Genomic DNA, 18,078 nt, shown 5'->3' on the forward strand with positions numbered 1-18,078 from the left:
TCAGTGGAACGCGCGTAGATGCGAGGCGGCGACGGCGGGCACGGTGGATGCGTGCCGGGGGAGGCACAGGCTCCGCAGGACAAGGCGGGGCCACCATCTCACTCAAGGGGGAACCAACCATGCGTGCAATCGCTCGAGTGGCCACGGCCGCTCTGCTCTCGTTGGGCAGCGTCACCGGATTCGCCGCGGCGGCCCAGGCCGAGCCGATCGACTACGTCCGCATCGAACTGCTGGAGCTGACCTGTCACCAGCAGAGCGAGGGTGATCACGACGAGGCCTACCTGAAGGTCACCGACGCCAACGGAAACGCCGTCAAGGTGTGGCCGGGAAGCCTCAAGTACCAGACGATGGGCCCGGGTTACGTCCGTTCGATGACCGATGGCAACGGCAACGCGGCCCTCGTCCTCGGCAAGCAGCAGGCGCGCACCATGACGCTGTGGGACTACGACACGACGAGCAGCGACGACAAGCTGGGTGCGACGCTGGTGACGGGCAGCGAGGCGGGTGCCGAGATCCAGTACCGCTCGCTCGAGGGTTCCGGCGGCGTCTACACCATCGCCTACCGGGTCATCGACATCTGACGGTCTCGGCGGTCTCGCGTCGACGGTCTGCCGGGTACTCGCCACCCGCCCGGCGCCGCCCCGCGCGCACCAGCGGCGCGCACCAGCGGCGCCGGGCCGCGAGCCCGTTGAGCGCGCTCGTGAGCAGGAGATCGATCGGGTCCAGGCTCGCTTCCCCGAGCTCGTGCATGCGGCCGCGGACCTGCCCGACGGTCTGGTCCGCGACGGCGAATTGATCGTGTGGGTGGGGGAGGGGATGTCGTTCGAGGCGTTGCAGCGGCGCGCGGCCGCCGGCCACCTCAGCGCACCCCTCCTTGCGGAGGAGCTGCCCGCCCATCCGATCGTGTTCGACGTCCTCCAGGTCGACGGCCAGGAGCTGCTGCCGCGACACCACAGAAGCCATCATCGGCGCCACCACCGGAAGCCCGGAACGCCCCAGACGTTCATCCTGGGCCGCTACGACGACACCGGCCGACTGCGCCCGGTCGGCCGCAGCACACCCCTACGCAAGGACGCCGCACGCCAGCTCGCCGAGCTGCTGACGTCGGCCACGCCTGGGCAACCCTGGGAGGGCGTCCGCTACACGTCGTCCCTGGGGCTCCAGCAGACGCTCGACGTGACCCTGGTCGAGCCCGGCCTGGTCGCCGAGATCGCAATCGACACCGCCCGGGAACGCGGCGCATGGCGCCGCCCCGCCCGCTACGCCCGTCTACGCCTAAACGTGACGGTCGCGGACGTGCCCGCGTTCGGCCAGGCCACATTGCCGGCCGCAGGGTGATCAGCCGCAGTGCGCCCCCGTGTCCTGCAGCTCCGCCTCAACGATTTAGGCGATGGCCGCGTCCTCCACCGAGATGCGGCTGCGGCCGTACGCGGGACTGACGGGGAAGCCGTCGGCGGCGAGTTGTTTGACGGCGCGTCGATGTCCGAAGGGGTAGCCAAGCGGAGCCGCTCGTGCGGGCTTTCGGCTGACCGGGGAGCGTCTGGGAGACCGGCCCGTTCGTCTCCGTCAGGGGAGGATCTTGATGGCGCTCTGCCAGTTCAGCTGCAGAGGTTGCTGGACGGAGATGTGCAGGAAACCCAACGCCTCGAGCTCACGGGCGCGGCGCAGCGGACCGACGTCCAGGGGACGCATCGCGCCGGAGGAGATCAGCTCCGCGACCTTGGCCTTGGCAGGGGAGTCGTCGCCGGCGATCAGTACGTCGAGCGGGAAGCCGTGGCCTTCGCCGGTCGTGAGCAGCCCGGCGAACGTGGTGTTGAATGCCTTGACGACCTTCGCGTCCGTGCCGACGATCTGCTGGATCTGCTCGGCGGCCGAGGTGTCGGCGGGCGTCACCCGCGAGTCCAGGGTGGCGAAGTCGACGGGATTGCAGATGTCCACCACGACCTGTCCGGACAGCGTGGCACGGGCGGATCCGGCGACCTCCAGCGTTGCGTCGTAGGGCAGGGCCAGCACGGTCATGTCGGCTTCCTGCGCCGCAGTGGCCGAGCCGGTTTCGCCGTCCGGGAAGCGCTGCTTGAGCTCGGCGGCTGCCGCTCGGCCGCGGTCGGCGTCGGGGTGGACGAGGCACACGCTGTGGCCGCCGGTGAGTGCGCGGGTGGCGATCGCTCGGCCCATGTTGCCGGGACCCACGATGTTGATCTTCACGTTGCTGCCTTCCGATCGGGCCCGGGTGAGCGGCAGTGCTCCGGGCTGTCCGTCCGGGCAGCGAGCAGAGGTCGGATCATGGCACTCGTGGCCCAGCCGGTCGCCGCCTGGCGCAGTTGCATGCCTATCCGGTTGCACGCCGCTTGTATGCGCCGAAGGCTCGCGCGTCACCCTTGCGTCCGAGCGCGTCGCGACGCGGCCCTCGGTGCCGCCCTGTCCGGCCCGTGCTTCGGCCAGGGGAGCGCACCCGTACCGGCGATGGCCGTCGATGGGCGAAGCTTGAGAGACGTGGGGCGGGGATCCGCCGGGCTGGTGCTCGGCGTGCAGGGAGTGGGCATGGTGGCGGACACCGTGGTGATCGTGAGCGTGGGCCGCCGGGGCGGCTCGGCTTGCTGGTGGCGAGCGCACTCGTCCTGGCGGGTGCGGTGTCCTCGCGCTTGGGCTCTCCACCGGCGTGACCGGGGCCACAGCCGCATGTCTGATCATCGGCGTCGGTAACGGTTCCTTCTGCGCGCACGCTGGAAGTACCGGCCGCACTGGTTCGCCCGGGGGTACGGGGCCGCCTACCAGGTCGATCCGTCCACCGGCCGCTCGGGAGCCATGCGCGCTGAACCAGTACGGTCGCTGGACCAGTACCGACAACTTCGACGCCTCGCAGACAAGCGATCCAGCCGCCGCGGTCGCGCTCGCGTGCACCCTGCAGGCCCTCCGAGATCTCCAAGGCGTCGCGCGCGCCAGGACGGCCGCCGCGGCCGTGACCGTCGCCCGGCCCGGCGGCCCGGTGCTCGGCCACTTCACGGCCGCCGGCCAAGACGCCGAGAACGCTGCTCAACGCCGGGTCGTCCGTAACGGTCGTGGAGCAGCGTTCCGAACTCCGCTCGGTCAGCGGATCCGCGTGCGCGTCAAGGCGCCTGGCTCGGGTTCGCCCTGCGGAGATTCGCCGCATGCCGTTGTAACTGATACTGTTACGACGAGGTTGTAGGGGCGAGGGAGGAGAGGTCCGAGGTGAGCGCCAACAGCAGGCTGACCATCGCGTCGCATGCCCTCACATGGATAGGTCTGTATCAGCGGCGCGGTCATGAGGTCGCCACTTCCGAGCAGATCGCGACGAGCGTCAACACCAATCCGGTGGTGATCCGACGCCTCTTGGCTGAGCTGCGCAAGGCCGGCCTCGTTGAATCGCGGCGAGGTACGGGAGCGGGCTGGATGCTCTCCCGGGACCTGGCGGCGATCACCCTGCTCGACGTTCATGAGGCGGTCGCTGCCGGGCCGATTTTCGCTCTGCATCCCTCGTCGCCTGACCCCGAGTGCGTCGTGGGCCACGGCATCGGTCCGGTGCTGACTTCCGTCTACGACGAGATCGAGGCCGCCCTTCGCAGGGAGCTGGCGAGAACGACGCTGGAGGACGTCCTGCGGGACGTACTCAAAACCGCCTAGCCCACCCCCGATCCCGGTGGTGCGCTTTTCGCGCCCGCCAATGTAACAAAAATGGTTACCTCGAAGATTCGGAGAACCCCATGGGACAGTTGGACGGCAAGACCGCCCTGGTAACCGGCGCCTCCACCGGCATCGGTCTGGCCATCGCGCGCAGGTTCGCCACCGAGGGAGCGACGGTCTACCTGACCGGCCGCCGCGAGGCCGAACTGAACACCGCTGTCGCGCAGGTCGGTAGCCATGGGATCGGCATCCGCAGCGATGTGTCGCACCTCGACGACCTCGACCGGCTCATCACCGAGATCACCAAGCGCAGCGGCAGCCTCGACATCGTCGTCGCCAACGCCGGCGTCGGGGACTACCGTCCGCTCGGCAAGATCACCGAGGAAGAGTACGAACAGATCACCTCCATCAACCTCAAGGGCACGATCTTCACCGTTCAAAAGGCCCTGCCCCTCCTGTCGGCCGGTGCCTCGGTGATTCTGCTCTCCTCCAGCGCGGCCCTGCGCGCCGCCCCGGGCCTCGGCGTCTACGCCGCCACCAAAGCCGCGATCCGCAGCCTCGCCCGCACCTGGGCTGCCGAACTGGCCGGCCGCGGGATCCGGGTCAACGCCCTCACTCCCGGCCCCGTCGAGACCCCCGGCGGTGACGCCCTGCGGGCCGCGTTCCCGCAGGGCGATCAGTCCGCGGTGGCCGAACCCGCCGCACCGACCCCGCTCGGCCGCGCCGGGCGTCCCGACGAGGTCGCTGCGACCGCCCTCTACCTGGCCGGAGACCACAGCTCCTTCACCACCGGTGCGGAACTGCTCGTCGACGGTGGCGTCACCCAGCTCTAGAGGTGACGTGAGGCGCATGCGCCACCCACCAACCCCACACGTACGAGAGGCAAGGGCAAGCACAATGACAAGGGATTCCCAGACCTCACGGGCAGTGGCCGAGCAGTTCCTGGAGCGCCTCGGCAGGCAGGACCAGGACGGCATCCAGGAACTGTTCGCGACAGACATCGACTGGCACGTCCCCGGCAACGACGAACTGCCCTGGACCGGCCGCCGTACCCGCCGGGAGGAGGTCGCGCCGTACTTCACCACGATGTGGCCGCACTTCGTACCCGGCAAGAGCAAGGTCGTGCTGGAGCGGATCATCGTCGACGGCGGTGACGTGATGCTGCTGGGGGTCTTCACGCACACCGTCGCGTCCACCGGCAAGGAGTTCACCACTCCGTCGGCCATGCACCTGGTGGTCGAAGACGGCGAGATCGTCCGCATGCACCTCTACGAGGACACGCTGAGCGTCGACCAGGCGTTCAACACCGACTGAGCGCGACAAGGGTTCATGGGCGTCTTCCGCAACCCGCCCCGGGCACGGGGTGTACATCGTCCTGATGTCGGGCCGTACGGCATCCCGGCTCGCTCTGGGCCGCTCTGCCGGTTGTGAAGCCCGCGGCGTCCACACCGATAGAGGTCAGACTGCTGTACCGCCCGGCGGCCGGGGAGGACGACAGCTGCCCTCCCTTGGCGCCGGTCACCGACGTCGGACTGCGCCAGGAGATCCACGAGGGCCTGCAGGTCGTGGAGAACTGGAACTCCGTGAACAAGAAACCTCTTCTGCGGCAAGGACGGCGACCTGGCCGGACAGACGTCTCGACCTGGACCTGACTGCCCGGGACGCCGTGCCCAGGCCGCGCGCGCCCCGAAGGTGGACCGGCGGCGGTCCTGGGATGAGGAGCTGGGGCTCCGATCGCCTACGAACAGCATCTGGTCACCAGCACTCTCGCCGCATGACAGCACAAACAGGTGTGCACTTCGCGGGGGAAGGTTCAGCCGGCGTGTATTCGTGGGCCGCGGCAACCTCCTGGTGCGAGCACCTTGACGCCGTCGCCGACGAACTCGATGGCCGCCCACGCAAACGCTTCCAGGTCGGACAGTGCGGCCACATCCACCCGGACGGCCACGGCATTCTCGCCGAGTCGCTCGCGTGCTGCGTCGAGCTTGTCGCCTGAGCACGCACCGCGCCGCTCTCAGGTCGTCATGGTGGAGCCAGCGCTGAGCCAGCTACAGAAGCTGACCGCGGCCGAAACGCACCGCCTGGACCGCGTGATCGTCGCGATCAGCGTCAACCCCGAGCTGAGCACCCCGGTGCCCGACACCCTGCTGCGCGACTACGCCGACGACGTCGACGGAGCCCGCGTCATCTGCTACGTCACGGCCCTTCGGCACATCGCCATCCTCGCCTACGTTGAGGCGTAGGGGCCTCCCGAGCACCCATGCAGCGCCCCGGACCATGAGGTGGTTCGGGACGCTGCTGCATCCCGCTGTACGGTGCAGCGAGCGGTGCCGCTCGGTGCCCACGCCGGGGCCGCCGGGCGTGGATGCTGCGAGGCGGGCACCCGGGCGGCACACGGGTGCTGCTCGTGCAGCGGGCCGCGTGCCGCAACGCGGCGGCGCCGTGCAGCGACCTGACGCGGTGGGACTGGGCAGTGGCCCGGGTGACGTCGAGCCGTCGCCAACCTCAAGATCTGCCGCTGTGGCGTGCACGGACCCCGAGGGCATCGCTCCGCACGGTGGCGGCGCGAGGAGCCGGACGTATCGGAGTCGCTTCGGCAGATGATCTTTGCGTGTATCCGTGACCGGCCTCGCCCGGCTCGCGGGACGCATGGTGACCTCGGCCGCCGCCTGCTCGACGGCGTCGCGGCCAGTCGAGCGGGTCGCGGCGGCGTCCTGTGTGGTACGACGGCCCGGTGGACCGGTACGGATCTCGACGGCAGCGATGGGGAAGCGGCATTGGGCGACCCAGGACGGGTACTGCGAATCCATCAGGACGTGCGCGGAGATACCTGGGAGTTGCCGGTGTGGGGATCGCTTTCCGGGGCTGGCCGAGTATGACTGCTCTTGGTGCAACTGTGTCCCGACCCGGCCCTAGGTGGTGCCCGTGCCGGCGTCCGTTCGGCTGGCTGGGGTGGGCCAGGATGTCCGCGGTGCTCAGGAGGCACAGGTGAGCGCGGGGCCGGGGCTGCCCGGTGCGCTGGCCCATCTTGAGCCGCTGCTGGACAAGGGCGGTTACCCTGCGCTAGCGCTGCTGGTCGGCCTGGACAACGCGCTGATCCCCGTTCCCGGGCAGACGATGCTGATCGTGGCCGCCGTCTACGCGGGGACCGGCCGGATGAACGTCGTCGCTGTCGTCCTAGTCGCGTGGGCGGCCGCCACCGCCGCCGCAGAAGCGGCCTACCTGCTGGGGCGCCGCCAGGGCAGTGCGCTGATCAACCGCTACGGCCACTATGTCCGCCTCACCCCGCAGCGCTACGCGCGCGCGGAGACGTTCTATCGGCGCCGCGGTACGAGCATCGTCTGTGTCGCCCGCTTCGTGGACGTGCTGCGCCAGACCAACGGATTGCTCGCCGGCGCCAATCACCTGCCCCATAGGTCGTTCTCCGCAGCCAATGCGGTCGGCGCCGCCGCATGGGTGGGTGCGTGGACGGCGCTCGGCTACGGCGCCGGCACGGACATAGGCCCCCTGTACCAAGAGGCCGTGCGCTACCAGCTCCTGCTGCTGCCCGCCCTCGCCCTGCTCCTCGCTTTCGTCATCGCCCGTGCGTGGTGGAAGCGCCGTCACCGGCAACCGCAGGACCGTGCGTCTGCCTCTCGATGAGATGGTCCAGTCGACGCGGGACGGGCGGGCGAGTTGTTGCCCTAGTGCCGCCGTTCGACGCGGCGGTGGCGTGGCTGCGTGGGCGGCGGGTGCTGCTGCCGGGGGTGACGACGCTCCCCATAGGGCCCCTTTCCAGCCGGTGGGCCGGTGCCGTGTCACGTTGTGCACGCTCTGGTGGTAGTGGTCCTGGAAAAACCTGGATGCGGGCGAGCAGCTGAATGCCGGGTTGCGTCTGCGCTGCCTTGACTTGCTCTCTCGCCTGCTGCACCCGCCGGGGGGCGGACACGCAGCCGGGTGTGGCGGAGATGAGCAGGGTGCGGGCAGCCTTACGGGGAACACCCCATCGCCCCGCCGGGCGGGGCACCGGGCGGCTCACGGCAACCGCCTTTCCGCTGGTGCGCCCACGGCAGCACGCGGGCCGAGCGCCCAGGCCTCCGGCGCCGGGACCGGGAGGAGGCGAGAGGGAAGCTCCGGGCCATGGTCGCCGACCTCCTGCCTGCGGGTGGCATGACCGGATTGTTGGGGAACCCTTACCGGTGCCTTCCCGGCCGTGAATCTTCGGCCCGTACCGTTGCGGTGGTGCGGCGGCCGCCGCAGACCCTTTTGACCAAGTGGGAGTGCGGATGACGACGGGCCGCCGGGCCGTGCTGGCCGCCCTGGCCGGTGGCGTGCTCGCCGGATGCGCGGGCTCGAGGAGCGCGACGAGCGGAGCCACGTCCGGGCCGCCCGCGGTGCCCGCACTGAATGCGGCGCCCGCGCCGAACGCCACCGTGGACGCGCCGCCATCCGCCCCTTCGGCGACGGCGCCGGCGATCCCCCGTGCCGAGATCGTGGCCCGCTACCGACATGCCGTGCCGCGCTCCTGGGGCTTCGATGGCCCCGGTGTGGTGCACGCGCTGCCGAAGGGGAAGCGTGAGATCGCGCTGACCTTTGACGCCTGCGGCGGCGCGGGCGGCAGCGGTTACGACCAGCCATTGATCGACTTCCTGCGCAAGCGCGAGATACCGGCGACCCTCTTCATCAACTCCCGCTGGATCGAGGCCAACCCGTCCCTCTTCCGCCGACTGGCCGCCGAGCCGCTGTTCGAGATCGCCAACCACGGTACCCGGCACCGTCCGCTGTCGGTCACCGGGCGTTCCGCCTACGGCATCCCCGGCACTCGTGACGCCGGGGAGGTGTACGACGAGATCGTCGGCAACCGCGCCGAGCTCACCCGGCTGCTGGGCGCCCCGCCGCGCCTCTTCCGGTCCGGCACGGCGTACTGCGACGACGTCGCGGCACGGATCGTCACTGATCTGGGAGAACGCTTCGCAAGCTTCTCGGTCAACGGCGACGGCGGCGCCACCTTCACCCCCGAGCAGGTCCGCACCACCGTGGCGTCCGCGCCCGGCGGCTCCATCGTCATCTGCCACATGAACCATCCCGAGGGCGGCACCGCCCAGGGCATCGCCGCCGCCGTACCGAAGTTGCTTGCGAGAGGCCACACCTTCGTACGTCTGTCCGACGCGGTGCACTGATCAGCGCCGCATCAGGCGATGCTTGCCTGTCAAGGAGCCTGCCGGTCGTCACGACGAGGTGAACGCCGCCTGTCGCGGACCGGCTCCGCCTGACACCACCGAGTCGATCAACTGGTCGGCGACGGCGACGGCGATGTCCTCGTTGTGGAGGTGGCCGTCACCGAAGTTGAACCCTGTTCTTCATCGGCCGGTGCGCAATGGAGTTGAGCTTGTCCTCCGCACCCGGCGCGAAGGCCCACAGCGCCGAGGCCCAGTTGCCGGCGTACTGGCGCATCGAGGGCAGGAAGGACACCAGGTCGGGGCGCAGGTTGCCGAGCACCGGGAAGAACAGCAGCCCGGCGGTGATCGCGGCAGTCAGCCACGGGGAGGACATGTCTGCGATGCCGTAGCCGGACCAGGCGCGGAAGCCCCAGAAGAGGAACACCGAGGCGAACGCGAAGAGGATGTTCCATTCCAGCGGCACCGCCAGCGGGAACGTCGAGGTGATGAACACGTGGAACAGGACCATGAGAGCGACGGCGGCCAGGGTCACGTAGGGATCGGTGGAAAACAGCAGCACCAGATGGGTCACGATCTCGACGGTGGTGCCGCCGATGTGTGCCAGGGACCCGGTGACCTTGGAGGGGCGGATGTCGCGCGGGAAGTCGCGGTAGTGGGCGCGTCTGAACCACTTCGCGGGCAGGCGCGGGCCCTGCCGCGCATGCGGCAAGGCCCGCTCGTTGAATCGCTATTCGGCCCGATTCGGCAACGAGACGTCGCCTTGCGTCCCCGTCAGGGCCGTTACGCCGGCCACCTCGACGGACACCGTTCCTGCGTTCATGACCATCCAGGCGCTCAACAGGTCGGCCCTGTATCTCGGCGGCCACGCATGCACGATGGTGAGACGTCGGCCGTAATGGCGCGTCAGCCGGTCGAAGAAGTCGCGCAGGTGCGCGCCGTCGTAGGGGTCGGCCGTCGGGATGAACGACACCGCACCGCGACTGGAGACGGCGAAGAGGAAGAAAGTGTGGACCTCGTGGGTGGGAGCGGCCTCCATGCCGAGGGGAGCCCAAAGGCGCCGGTCCATCCGCACCCAGCCGGTCCACAGGGCCTCAGCGCCTGATGCCCGAGGGTGAGCGGGCGTCCCGGGTTCATCGGCTGCGGACATGTGGTCGGTCGGTATGGTTCGGGGGCTGCGTAGCCTGCCCAGAAGGGACGCGTCGACGAGGAGCCCCCACCGGATCAGGTAGTTGCGGATCGTCGAGGTGCTGAGTGTCATGTGGAAGCGGTGGCGGATCAGCTCCGCGAGCGCCTGACGCGACCAGAGGCTGTGGTGCAGGCCGACCTCTTCGGGGGTGTGCGTCGCCAGGGTCCTGACCGCCCACAGCTGCTGCGCACAGGACAGGGCGAGCTTGTCACCGGGGCGACGGCCGCGCCGACGCGGGCGCAGGGCGTCGTCCCCCTGCCGGCGGTACGCCCGCACCCAGGCTGACACGGTCTGCCGCGACACCCCGAACAGGCACGCTGCCTCCCCCTGCGGCACTCCTGATTCCACTGCGGCCACCACGCGCCGGCGCAGGTCTTCGAGTGCCTCGGCCGACAACTTGCGTGCGTCCCTGGGTTGCATCTGTCCTCATCCCCCTTGTCGCTGCTGTCTGTTTGACCGGTGACCGCCTCTCAGCGGACATCGACCGGGATCCGTGCGACGGTTTCGTCCAGGTCGGATGTCCGCACGGTCAGCGACAGTTGCCAGCGCCCCGGGAACGGCAGTGATGCGGTGGAGAGGTAGTGCCCGGTTCCTCCGTCCTGAAGGTCCGCGGTGATCGGTCCCAGCGACCGCTCGGGGAGGCTGAACCGCGCCTGTACCTCGGCGACGGTCCTGGGCAGTCCCCTGGTGTCCAGCACAGAGAGATGGAGCTCGTTGGTGCCGACAGCCGCGGGGCCGAGCTCTACGGCAAGCAGGCCACGTCCGCCGGCTCCGCCCGTGTCGAACTGGACGACCTGGCTGAGCGGCTGGGGCGGGGTCGACGCGGCCGCCGCCGTCTTGGCCGCAGCCTGCTCGGCCCGGGCGGGCTCGCTGTTCACGAGAAGGGCCGTGAGGCCCAGCAGTACCGCCGCGATGCCCGCTTCAACCGTGATCAGCCGTCTGAAGCGGCGTACTCCCTCCTCCCCAGGCCATCGCTGTGCGCGCCGCCGGATCGAGGCTGCCGTCGGCAGGGCGGCGTAGTGGCCCTGTACCCATCGGCGGGCCCCGGCCCCGAGCGCGATCAGCACCGCGGCCAGACACAGCTTGCCGATGAGGATCCGGCCGTACTCGGTGCCGTAGAGCGCCGGGAACGTACCCACCTCTCGCCAGGCCTGGAAGATTCCCGTGACCGCCAGGAGCAGCACGCACACGAGGGCCGTGCGGGAGAACCGCGGTATGGCCGACTCCATGGCCGGCAGGTCCCCCGACCGGAGCAGCACGGCAGCGAGCACCACCAGGCCGCCGATCCACACCCCCATCGCGGTGAGGTGAACCACGTCGGCGACCAGGGCCACGGCGACGAGGGATCCGGCGGCGCTGTGCGTAGCCAGGCTCCAGGTCACGGCGAGCGCGCACCCGGTGGCGAGCACGATGGCCGCGCGCCACCCGAAGACGCCCGTGCGCGGCTCGCCGCCGGCGCGAGCGCGGCGCAGCAGGAGCATCAGCCCCACCCCTGTCACCATCAGCAGCCCGGTCCGCGCAATGAGTACCAGGCCCATGCGGGTGCCCAGCGTGGCCCTGATGAGTGAGGGGTGCAGTGTCCTGACCGATGCGGCGCCTGCCGCGTATGGCTCGTACAGCAGGAAGGTGAGGGCGGTGGCCGCCAGTACGGCGTACCAGCCGCACCACAGCAGCCTTCGGGCGCCGCGCCGGTGAACCGCGCCGGGCCAGCAGGTCACCGTGAAGAACGCCGTGCCCACCAGCAGGGCAATGCCCGCGAAGGACAGCCAGCGTACGGCGTCGTAGAGCACCACCACCCAGCTGCTGCTCCCCAGTGCGGAGGCGGCGCTCGCAGGACCGCCTCCCTGCGTGGGCTCGCCGATGCTGAACGTGAAGGCGCCCTGCACGGGATGTGTGTCGGCGGACACCACGCGCCAGGCGAGCGTGTAGGTACCGTCACTCAGCACGTCCGGTATCGGCAACGTCACTCCAGCCGGTTTCCCTTGCGGATGTGCCGGCCGTCCGGTTTTGATGGTGTCGCCGTCCGGGCCGAGCAGGCGGAAACCGGCGAGGCCGAGGTCCACGGTCTCGCTGAACGTGAGTGATACCTCGTGGGGTGTGTCATTGAGAACCTGCCGGTTCGCCGGTGTCGTGGACAGCAGCACGGCGTGAGCCGAGGCGGGTGTCTGACCGCCGGCCACGGTCAGCAGGGTCAGCAGGGAGACGAACAAGGTGTAGGCGAAGGTGCGGAGCGTCGCTCGGTGCATCGTTTCTCTCGGACTCTTCAAACCGGAGGGCCTGCGATCGGAAGGGGGCACGACGCCGGCGGCCTGGGATCAGGGCCGCCGGCGGCTGGTGCGCTCAGACGCGCGCCTTGACCTTCGCGGGCTTGTCGGCCGGCCCGCGTTGCTGCGGTGCGACCTTGCGCCGCCTCAACGACAGTGACCAGCCGATGGCCGCCAGGCCGGCGGCCAGGCCCGCTGAACCCAGCACCCTGCCGAGGATGTCGGGGCGGGCCGTCGGCGCAGCCGGCACGGTCGGCACGGCTGGGGCGGCAGCCGGCTGGACGGTCAGTACCGGTGCCGGGTGTTCCGGTTCTGGCGCCCCTTGCTGCGGGACGTCGATCCAGCGCACGACCGTGCCGTCGGAGTAGGTCTGCAGCGTCTTGAAGACCAGCGAGTGGGTGTTCGTCGGCAGCGGGCCGAGGGAGACCGGGAATTCCTGGAACTGGCCGGGCTCGATCCTGCCGCCCTTCCAGACGATCGAGCTGACCGCCTCGGTGACCTCGCCGTCGTCGGTCTTGAGCGGTGTGGCGAGCTTCTGCTTGTGCACTGTCGCGGTCCACCCGGGGACGGGCTGGACGGCGACGGACGCCAGCGGATGGTCGGCCGGGAAGGCCACCTCCACCTGCAGTGTGGAGGCGTTGTCCCGCTCGTTCGGCACACGGAAGGCTTCCTTGGCGTAACCGCCTGGCTCAGATGTTTTCGGCTGGATCGTGACGTGTGCGGCAGCGGCAGGAGCGAGGACGAGGACCGCGGTGGCACCGGCCAGCGCTGCGGCGGGCAGTCTGCGGCTGAGCAGCGGTCGGGGGAGACGGGATGGCAAACGAGTGCTCCTTCCAGGAGGAGTCAGGCCGGTCGCCGGCATGCGCACGGGACCGGAAGCGGCATGTCAGCCCAGCAGAGGGAGCTTCGGGAGGGTGACGGTCGCCGGGTCGACCTGGATGATCGAGACCAGACCGGCCATTCCGTCCGCGTTCTCCGAGTGCGAGAAGATGTGGCAGTGGATCATCCACTTGCCGACCTTGGTGGGCGTCCAGACGATGTCGTAGGTCTGGCCCACGCCGACGTTCAGCGTGTCCATCTGCTGCGGGGCCGGAAGTTTCCGCCCGTCCTGGGCGACCAGAGTGAAGTAGCCGCCGTGCAGGTGGATCGGATGGATCATCTCCGGTCCGGTGCCGATCAGGCGGATGTGTACCTTCTCCCCGACGCGCGCCGAGAGCTGCGTGGTGGCGGGGAAGCTCTTGCCGTTGAACACGAAGCCCAGCGGCCCGTCACCGATCATGATCCGGTAGTCGCGGTCCGCAGGGATGTCGCCGGTGTTCGGCACCACTTTGAGCGCGCCGTACAGGCCCTTTCCTTCCTGCTCGCCGCCCATGTGCGAGTGGTACCAGTGGGTACCGGTGCTGACGGCAGTCCATTCGTAGGTGTGCGTCTCGCCCGGCTCGATGGCCGGCTGGGTCAGGTCGGGCACACCGTCCTGGTCGTTGGGCAGGTCCATGCCGTGCCAGTGCACCGATGTCGCCTCGGGCAGGTCGTTCTTCACGACGATGCGGACCCGGTCGCCCTCGTTGACCCGGAGCACCGGGCCAGGGACGACGCCGTTGAAGGCGTAGGCCTGCTTGACGTGCCCTGGGGAGGTCTCCCAGGAGATGGGGGAGGCCGTCAGATGGAACACCTTGACGCCGTCGACGACGTCGTAGGGCGCCAGTTGGGTGCCGTCCCCGAGGTCCTGGCCCGAAGCGGCCGGCTGGATGGCGGCGGGGCGCGGCGCACTCTCGCCGGTCTTCGCGCCGCCCGCCTTCACGGCGTGCTGCACGGCGGTGGGGACGATCACCGCCAGCACGAAGGCGGTGGCGACCGCCAGGAGGCGGCCGGCTCTGCGGCGCGGAGCCGGGAGCATGTCTGAGGGGGACTGCAGGGATGTGTCCTCGGAATTCATGGGGTCTCTCGTTTCGACGGGGCCGAGGGTTCGGGGAGCCGCCGTGGCGGCTCCCCGAACCGTGCGGAGGGTGTTACGGGCAGGCGGTCCCGTAGGTGATCGGGTTGCGCTGACGACAGGTCAGCTGGTCGTTGACAGCGTTGCTGGGCGCGTTTTGCGACCAGCCGTTGTAGACCAGCGGGATGGGCAGGACGCCCGTGCCGCCGATACCCGAGTCGCCGACGATCGTGTCGTCCATCGCGGTGTTCTCGGACGGGTCGAGGACCATGTGGCCGACGACCTTGGCGTCGGAGATGTCGCCGTCGCCGTTGGGGTCGATGTCGACGATCTCCATCGCGTTGGAGAACTTGCTGGCGACGTAGCCGTAGTAGCCGCCGCCCTTCTTGGCGCCGAAGTTGATGCCGTGGCAGCCGGAGTCGCACGGCAGGTACTTGATGACCTGGTCGGTCTTGGTGTCGATCACGGCGATGTTGCTGGTGAGCGTGTCGGCCACCAGGACGGCCTTGCCGTCAGGGCTGACCGGCAGCTGGATCGGCAGACCGCCGAACGGGCCGATGGCGCCCTTCACCGGGTCGTAGTTCTTCCAGAGGTCGATCTCCTTGTGGTGCACGGTGGCGGAGCCGTCCGCGCACGCGTCCGTCTTGAGGGAGATGCAGGAGACCGTGTTGCCGAGGAAGTTGGCCACGTAGGCCTTCGAGGAGTCCGGCATCATGCCGGTCGCCAGGGGCAGCTCGCCGCCGACGTCCTTGTGGAAGGTGCCGGTCGGGATGTCGACGATGGAGGTGTCGTTGGTGTCGGTGTTCGGTGTGACCATCGTCTTGGCGTCCGCGCTCATCCAGTGCGCGTGCGGGTTGGCGATCGGATCGCCCGGAGACTGGACGGGGATGCGCCGGTCGATCCTGGTGCCGCCCGGGGCCACCTCCATGACGGCGCCACCGCCGTTGAGGGACACGTGCAGCTGGTCCGTGTCGGTCCGCGACATGACGTGTGCCGGGTCTGGGCCGACCTCTATCTGCCGGACGTACTGACCGGTCTTCCGGTCGAAGACGTCCAGCTTATTGCTGAACCACTCGGTCTGGTAGATGTACTTCTCGTCACGGTCCGTCCACATGTTGTGGGGGTTGTCCATGTTGATCTGGGGCAGCGACACCTTGCGGTCCACGGTCCAGTTCTCGACGTTGACCTTGGTGGCCGTGCCCGGCTTCGACTTGCCGGCCAGCCGCTCGAACTCGGTGTCGATCCACACCTCGCCGACACCGGGGGTGCTGGGCCGCTGGGTGAGCGCCGGAAGGGTCTTCGGCGTGTTGAACTTGTTCTTCAGGTAGGCGTCGAGGCTGGGTACGAGCTCCTGATTGCCGTCCGAGCCGTACATCAGGATCGGCGCCGGCGGGAACGACGGGTTCCAGGTCTTGGCCTCGGTGTTGCTGTACCGCTGCCAGTTGCCCGGCGTGGTGATGTTGAAGAACTTGTCCACCAGCTCCGTGACGACATCCGCGTCGGAGGGCACGTTCAGGGAGCGGCTGTTGACCCGCAGCTTCTGACCGAAGTCCAGACCCGGGGTGAGCGGGTCGTCCACCACGATGGCGCCGAGCATCATCGGGTGGACCTTGCAGGCGAAGGCGTACAGGCCCGGCTTGGTCAGCTGGACGCTGGTCTGACCGACCCAGGCGCCCGGCTGGTCGAACGGGAAGCCCTTCGCTCCGTCCGGCCAGATGAGGCTCGACACCGTGTGGGCCGACATGGCCGCAGGCGCCGAGACGTCGAAGTTCGCGGTCACCGGCAGGGTGATGTCGTTGGTGGCCGCCCACTTCTGGATGTCCGCCAGCAAAGGAAGCAGGTCGGCGCTGACCGGGAGGCTGGACAGCGAGGTCGGGGCGTTGGCCGGCCGGGCTGCCATCTCCTTGCCGAGCTCGTCCAGCAGCGACGTCGCCTTCGCGACCCGCGGGTCACCGGAGGGAAGAATCGTCGCGATCGACGACTTCAGATTGTCGAGGCCCAGCAGTTTCAGCGGGTCGACACCGAGCTGGCCGACGTTCGGAGCCGAGGCCGTGTTGAAGGTGAAGTCCTGCAGCCCCGGGAGGTCACCGTTCAGCAGGTTGAGGGCGTCGGTGCCCGACAGCGCACCGTCGCCGAGCGCACCGCCGAGCAGGCTGGAGGTGGCATTGGTCACGGTGGAGACCGTGCCGCCGAGCAGACCACCGCCACCGAGCAGGCCACCCCCGGCCGGGGTGGCTGTGGCGCCCGTCGCGCTGCTGAGCGGAACACGAGGCAGTTCTGCCACGGCCAGCGACTTGGTGCCGAACAGGTTGAGGTTGGTGTTGTACCAGGACCCCGCGGCGTCGTTGAGGTGGAAGGAGACGGGCAGCGGCCCCGCGCCCACCGGGGCGCCCCCGCCGCTGGAGGTGGGTGCCGGCGACGCCGTCGTGTTGCTTGCGGACGGTGTCGGCGTCGGTGACGCGGTGCTGCTCGGGGTGGGCGACGCCGTGGCACTGGAGGTGGGCGTGGGCGAGGGAGAGGAACTGCTGCCGACGACCACGGTGCCCTGCATGTCTGGGTGGAAGCGACAGTGGTAGCTGAACGTACCCGGCGACGAGAACGTGAAGGAGTACTTCGCGCCGGGGGCCAGGTCAGGCGAGTTCAGATCGCCGCCGGTGACGCTGTGCGTAACCCCGTTGGTCTCGTCGTTCGACCAGGTCACCGAATCGCCGACCTGCACGTCGAGCGTCGGCGGGTTGTACTGCAGGTTCTTCAGTGATACCGAGTAAAACCTGGTCCGCCCGCCGTTCCACGACGGCGAAGCTGCGGCGGAGGGCATCAGGGTCGAAGGCCACCGGCCGCTCCTCAGCCGCTGTGGGCGGACTGAGCCGTGCCGGCGGCCGCCTCGGTCATCGCCTCACTCATGGTGGCGGTGATCACCCCGTACAGAGCGGTCCACGACTCCTCGATCTCCGGCGTCCAGGCCTCGCCCGCAAAGTGCCCGAGGGTGGCGAGCAGGCTGGCACCGACGGCCGGGAAGTGCTCGGGCAGCGCGCCGTAGGCGACGTGCCGGGCTCCGAGGTTTCGCAGGATGCGGACGACCGTCTCCGTGTCCTCGAGGTTGGCCACCAGGCCGCCCAGGGCGTTCCAGAGCCGGTCCTCCTGCTCCTCCATGTGTCGCGCGAACAGGGCCCGGACGCCTGGGTTGTTGTCGAAGAGGTGCTCGTAGAAGTACTTGGTGATCTTGGTGCCGTGAGGCTCGACGACGGCGAAGCTGCTGGCGATCAGAGTGGGGTTGAAAGTCATGCCGCGACCGTAGGCAGGCACTGTTACTGCTCCGTGCCCGATCGATGGTTCCTGCTTGTCGGATTCCTCAACCTGCGACCAAGATCATTGAGAGGTGGATGTATCAGGCAAGGACATACGACGCAACACGGTTGAGACAATGGCAGCCCGCAGCCCGCGCTCCCTCTTTCCTTGACATCATCGACGCGTCCCGGCGTGACACCCTAGGGGGCAGGTCGCCGCCGTCCGAGTCGATGACCGGGGCGCCGGCCTTCTTCTCCGCGTCGAAATCGATAGCGCCGTGCGCCGGTCTCCCCGGCGGTGGGGCCCTTCAGTTGCCCGGGGGAGCGATCCGGCATCAGCCGACGTCATGGCGGTCGCCCAGGGCTTCGAAGTGCAGCGCGAACGGGTCGGCAAACGCATCACCGCCCGCCTCGCCCTGGCCGACGACCCCGGCGGCGCCGTTACAGGACGCAGACCCCTCTAGGCAGTGTCTTTCCGATCATCCGATCGTTGGGCTGGTCGTGAGGGATGGGGAGATAACTGACGCCGCCTGGTCGGTGATCGAGCCGTTGTTGCCGCGAGCGGGTCGTGCCCGGGGCAGGTGGCGCGATCACCGTCAGGTCCTTG

General features: G+C 69.3%; 17 protein-coding genes and 1 pseudogene. 10 read left to right on the forward strand and 8 right to left on the reverse strand.

The window, feature by feature from the left end:
• Positions 1-119: 119 nt before the first annotated feature.
• Together ACF1AL_RS32400 and ACF1AL_RS32405 are read left to right on the forward strand one after the other, a co-directional pair.
• Positions 120-581: a hypothetical protein gene (locus ACF1AL_RS32400; RefSeq protein ID WP_386585271.1), complete on the forward strand. Its 462-nt coding sequence runs from the start codon at positions 120-122 to the stop codon at positions 579-581.
• Between the two features lie 163 nt (positions 582-744).
• On the forward strand, positions 745-1,338 hold the full coding sequence (locus tag ACF1AL_RS32405; protein ID WP_391778632.1) for a hypothetical protein: 594 nt from the start codon (positions 745-747) through the stop codon (positions 1,336-1,338).
• A gap of 228 nt (positions 1,339-1,566) precedes the next feature.
• Here ACF1AL_RS32405 and ACF1AL_RS32410 read toward each other — a convergent pair whose 3' ends face one another.
• Positions 1,567-2,205, reverse strand: coding sequence for an NADPH-dependent F420 reductase (locus tag ACF1AL_RS32410; protein WP_391707300.1), 639 nt, complete (start codon positions 2,203-2,205; stop codon positions 1,567-1,569).
• Positions 2,206-3,210: 1,005 nt separating this feature from the next.
• On the opposite strand from ACF1AL_RS32410, the gene ACF1AL_RS32415 reads away from it, so the two are divergent.
• The 7 genes from ACF1AL_RS32415 to ACF1AL_RS32445 all read left to right on the forward strand — a co-directional run bounded on the left by ACF1AL_RS32415 (position 3,211) and on the right by ACF1AL_RS32445 (position 8,801).
• The gene (locus tag ACF1AL_RS32415; protein WP_391707297.1) at positions 3,211-3,642 is read left to right on the forward strand and encodes an Rrf2 family transcriptional regulator; all 432 of its coding nucleotides are present in this window, start codon (positions 3,211-3,213) and stop codon (positions 3,640-3,642) included.
• A gap of 80 nt (positions 3,643-3,722) precedes the next feature.
• Complete coding sequence (locus ACF1AL_RS32420; RefSeq protein ID WP_391707294.1) at positions 3,723-4,475, forward strand: SDR family NAD(P)-dependent oxidoreductase; 753 nt, start codon at positions 3,723-3,725, stop codon at positions 4,473-4,475.
• 64 nt (positions 4,476-4,539) lie between these two features.
• The gene (locus tag ACF1AL_RS32425; RefSeq protein ID WP_391778633.1) at positions 4,540-4,956 is read left to right on the forward strand and encodes a nuclear transport factor 2 family protein; all 417 of its coding nucleotides are present in this window, start codon (positions 4,540-4,542) and stop codon (positions 4,954-4,956) included.
• Between the two features lie 460 nt (positions 4,957-5,416).
• Entirely contained in the window at positions 5,417-5,638 is a 222-nt protein-coding gene (locus ACF1AL_RS32430) for a hypothetical protein (RefSeq protein WP_391778634.1), read from the forward strand.
• A 28-nt stretch (positions 5,639-5,666) separates the two neighbouring features.
• Positions 5,667-5,885 (forward strand): hypothetical protein, encoded by a 219-nt coding sequence (locus ACF1AL_RS32435; RefSeq protein WP_391778635.1) that lies wholly within the window; start codon positions 5,667-5,669, stop codon positions 5,883-5,885.
• A 745-nt stretch (positions 5,886-6,630) separates the two neighbouring features.
• Entirely contained in the window at positions 6,631-7,284 is a 654-nt protein-coding gene (locus tag ACF1AL_RS32440; RefSeq protein ID WP_391778636.1) for a DedA family protein, read from the forward strand.
• Positions 7,285-7,907: 623 nt separating this feature from the next.
• The gene (locus ACF1AL_RS32445) at positions 7,908-8,801 is read left to right on the forward strand and encodes a polysaccharide deacetylase family protein (protein WP_391778637.1); all 894 of its coding nucleotides are present in this window, start codon (positions 7,908-7,910) and stop codon (positions 8,799-8,801) included.
• A gap of 157 nt (positions 8,802-8,958) precedes the next feature.
• Here the strand turns inward: ACF1AL_RS32445 and ACF1AL_RS32450 are convergent, their stop codons facing one another.
• The 7 genes from ACF1AL_RS32450 to ACF1AL_RS32480 form a co-directional block, all read right to left on the reverse strand.
• Positions 8,959-9,510 (reverse strand): DUF3556 domain-containing protein, encoded by a 552-nt coding sequence (locus tag ACF1AL_RS32450; protein WP_391778638.1) that lies wholly within the window; start codon positions 9,508-9,510, stop codon positions 8,959-8,961.
• Positions 9,511-9,528: 18 nt separating this feature from the next.
• A complete protein-coding gene (locus tag ACF1AL_RS32455) occupies positions 9,529-10,407 on the reverse strand; it encodes a transposase (protein ID WP_391778639.1) in 879 nt (292 codons plus the stop codon).
• A 50-nt stretch (positions 10,408-10,457) separates the two neighbouring features.
• Complete coding sequence (locus ACF1AL_RS32460) at positions 10,458-12,233, reverse strand: copper resistance protein CopC (RefSeq protein WP_391778640.1); 1,776 nt, start codon at positions 12,231-12,233, stop codon at positions 10,458-10,460.
• Positions 12,234-12,327: 94 nt separating this feature from the next.
• Complete coding sequence (locus ACF1AL_RS32465; protein WP_391778641.1) at positions 12,328-13,071, reverse strand: YcnI family protein; 744 nt, start codon at positions 13,069-13,071, stop codon at positions 12,328-12,330.
• Between the two features lie 66 nt (positions 13,072-13,137).
• Positions 13,138-14,187: a multicopper oxidase family protein gene (locus ACF1AL_RS32470; protein ID WP_391778642.1), complete on the reverse strand. Its 1,050-nt coding sequence runs from the start codon at positions 14,185-14,187 to the stop codon at positions 13,138-13,140.
• 73 nt (positions 14,188-14,260) lie between these two features.
• On the reverse strand, positions 14,261-17,002 hold the full coding sequence (locus ACF1AL_RS32475; RefSeq protein WP_391778643.1) for a cupredoxin domain-containing protein: 2,742 nt from the start codon (positions 17,000-17,002) through the stop codon (positions 14,261-14,263).
• 26 nt (positions 17,003-17,028) lie between these two features.
• Positions 17,029-17,469 (reverse strand): globin domain-containing protein, encoded by a 441-nt coding sequence (locus ACF1AL_RS32480; RefSeq protein WP_391778644.1) that lies wholly within the window; start codon positions 17,467-17,469, stop codon positions 17,029-17,031.
• A 497-nt stretch (positions 17,470-17,966) separates the two neighbouring features.
• Between ACF1AL_RS32480 and ACF1AL_RS32485 the strand changes: the two are divergent.
• Positions 17,967-18,078: pseudogene (locus tag ACF1AL_RS32485) on the forward strand (IS5/IS1182 family transposase); the annotation flags it as partial.

Source organism: Streptomyces sp. NPDC014801, assembly GCF_043082085.1.
Lineage (GTDB): Bacteria > Actinomycetota > Actinomycetes > Streptomycetales > Streptomycetaceae > Streptomyces.

Bases quoted from the DNA above. Each gene is read 5' to 3' on its own strand.
- ACF1AL_RS32400 (WP_386585271.1), top strand. From the start codon at position 120: ATGCGTGCAATCGCTCGAGTGGCCACGGCCGCTCTGCTCTCGTTGGGC.
- ACF1AL_RS32420 (WP_391707294.1), top strand. From the start codon at position 3,723: ATGGGACAGTTGGACGGCAAGACCGCCCTGGTAACCGGCGCCTCCACC.
- ACF1AL_RS32425 (WP_391778633.1), top strand. From the start codon at position 4,540: ATGACAAGGGATTCCCAGACCTCACGGGCAGTGGCCGAGCAGTTCCTG.
- ACF1AL_RS32430 (WP_391778634.1), top strand. From the start codon at position 5,417: ATGACAGCACAAACAGGTGTGCACTTCGCGGGGGAAGGTTCAGCCGGC.
- ACF1AL_RS32435 (WP_391778635.1), top strand. From the start codon at position 5,667: ATGGTGGAGCCAGCGCTGAGCCAGCTACAGAAGCTGACCGCGGCCGAA.
- ACF1AL_RS32445 (WP_391778637.1), top strand. From the start codon at position 7,908: ATGACGACGGGCCGCCGGGCCGTGCTGGCCGCCCTGGCCGGTGGCGTG.
- ACF1AL_RS32455 (WP_391778639.1), bottom strand. From the start codon at position 10,407: ATGCAACCCAGGGACGCACGCAAGTTGTCGGCCGAGGCACTCGAAGAC.
- ACF1AL_RS32460 (WP_391778640.1), bottom strand. From the start codon at position 12,233: ATGCACCGAGCGACGCTCCGCACCTTCGCCTACACCTTGTTCGTCTCC.
- ACF1AL_RS32470 (WP_391778642.1), bottom strand. From the start codon at position 14,187: ATGAATTCCGAGGACACATCCCTGCAGTCCCCCTCAGACATGCTCCCG.
- ACF1AL_RS32475 (WP_391778643.1), bottom strand. From the start codon at position 17,002: ATGCCCTCCGCCGCAGCTTCGCCGTCGTGGAACGGCGGGCGGACCAGG.
- ACF1AL_RS32480 (WP_391778644.1), bottom strand. From the start codon at position 17,469: ATGACTTTCAACCCCACTCTGATCGCCAGCAGCTTCGCCGTCGTCGAG.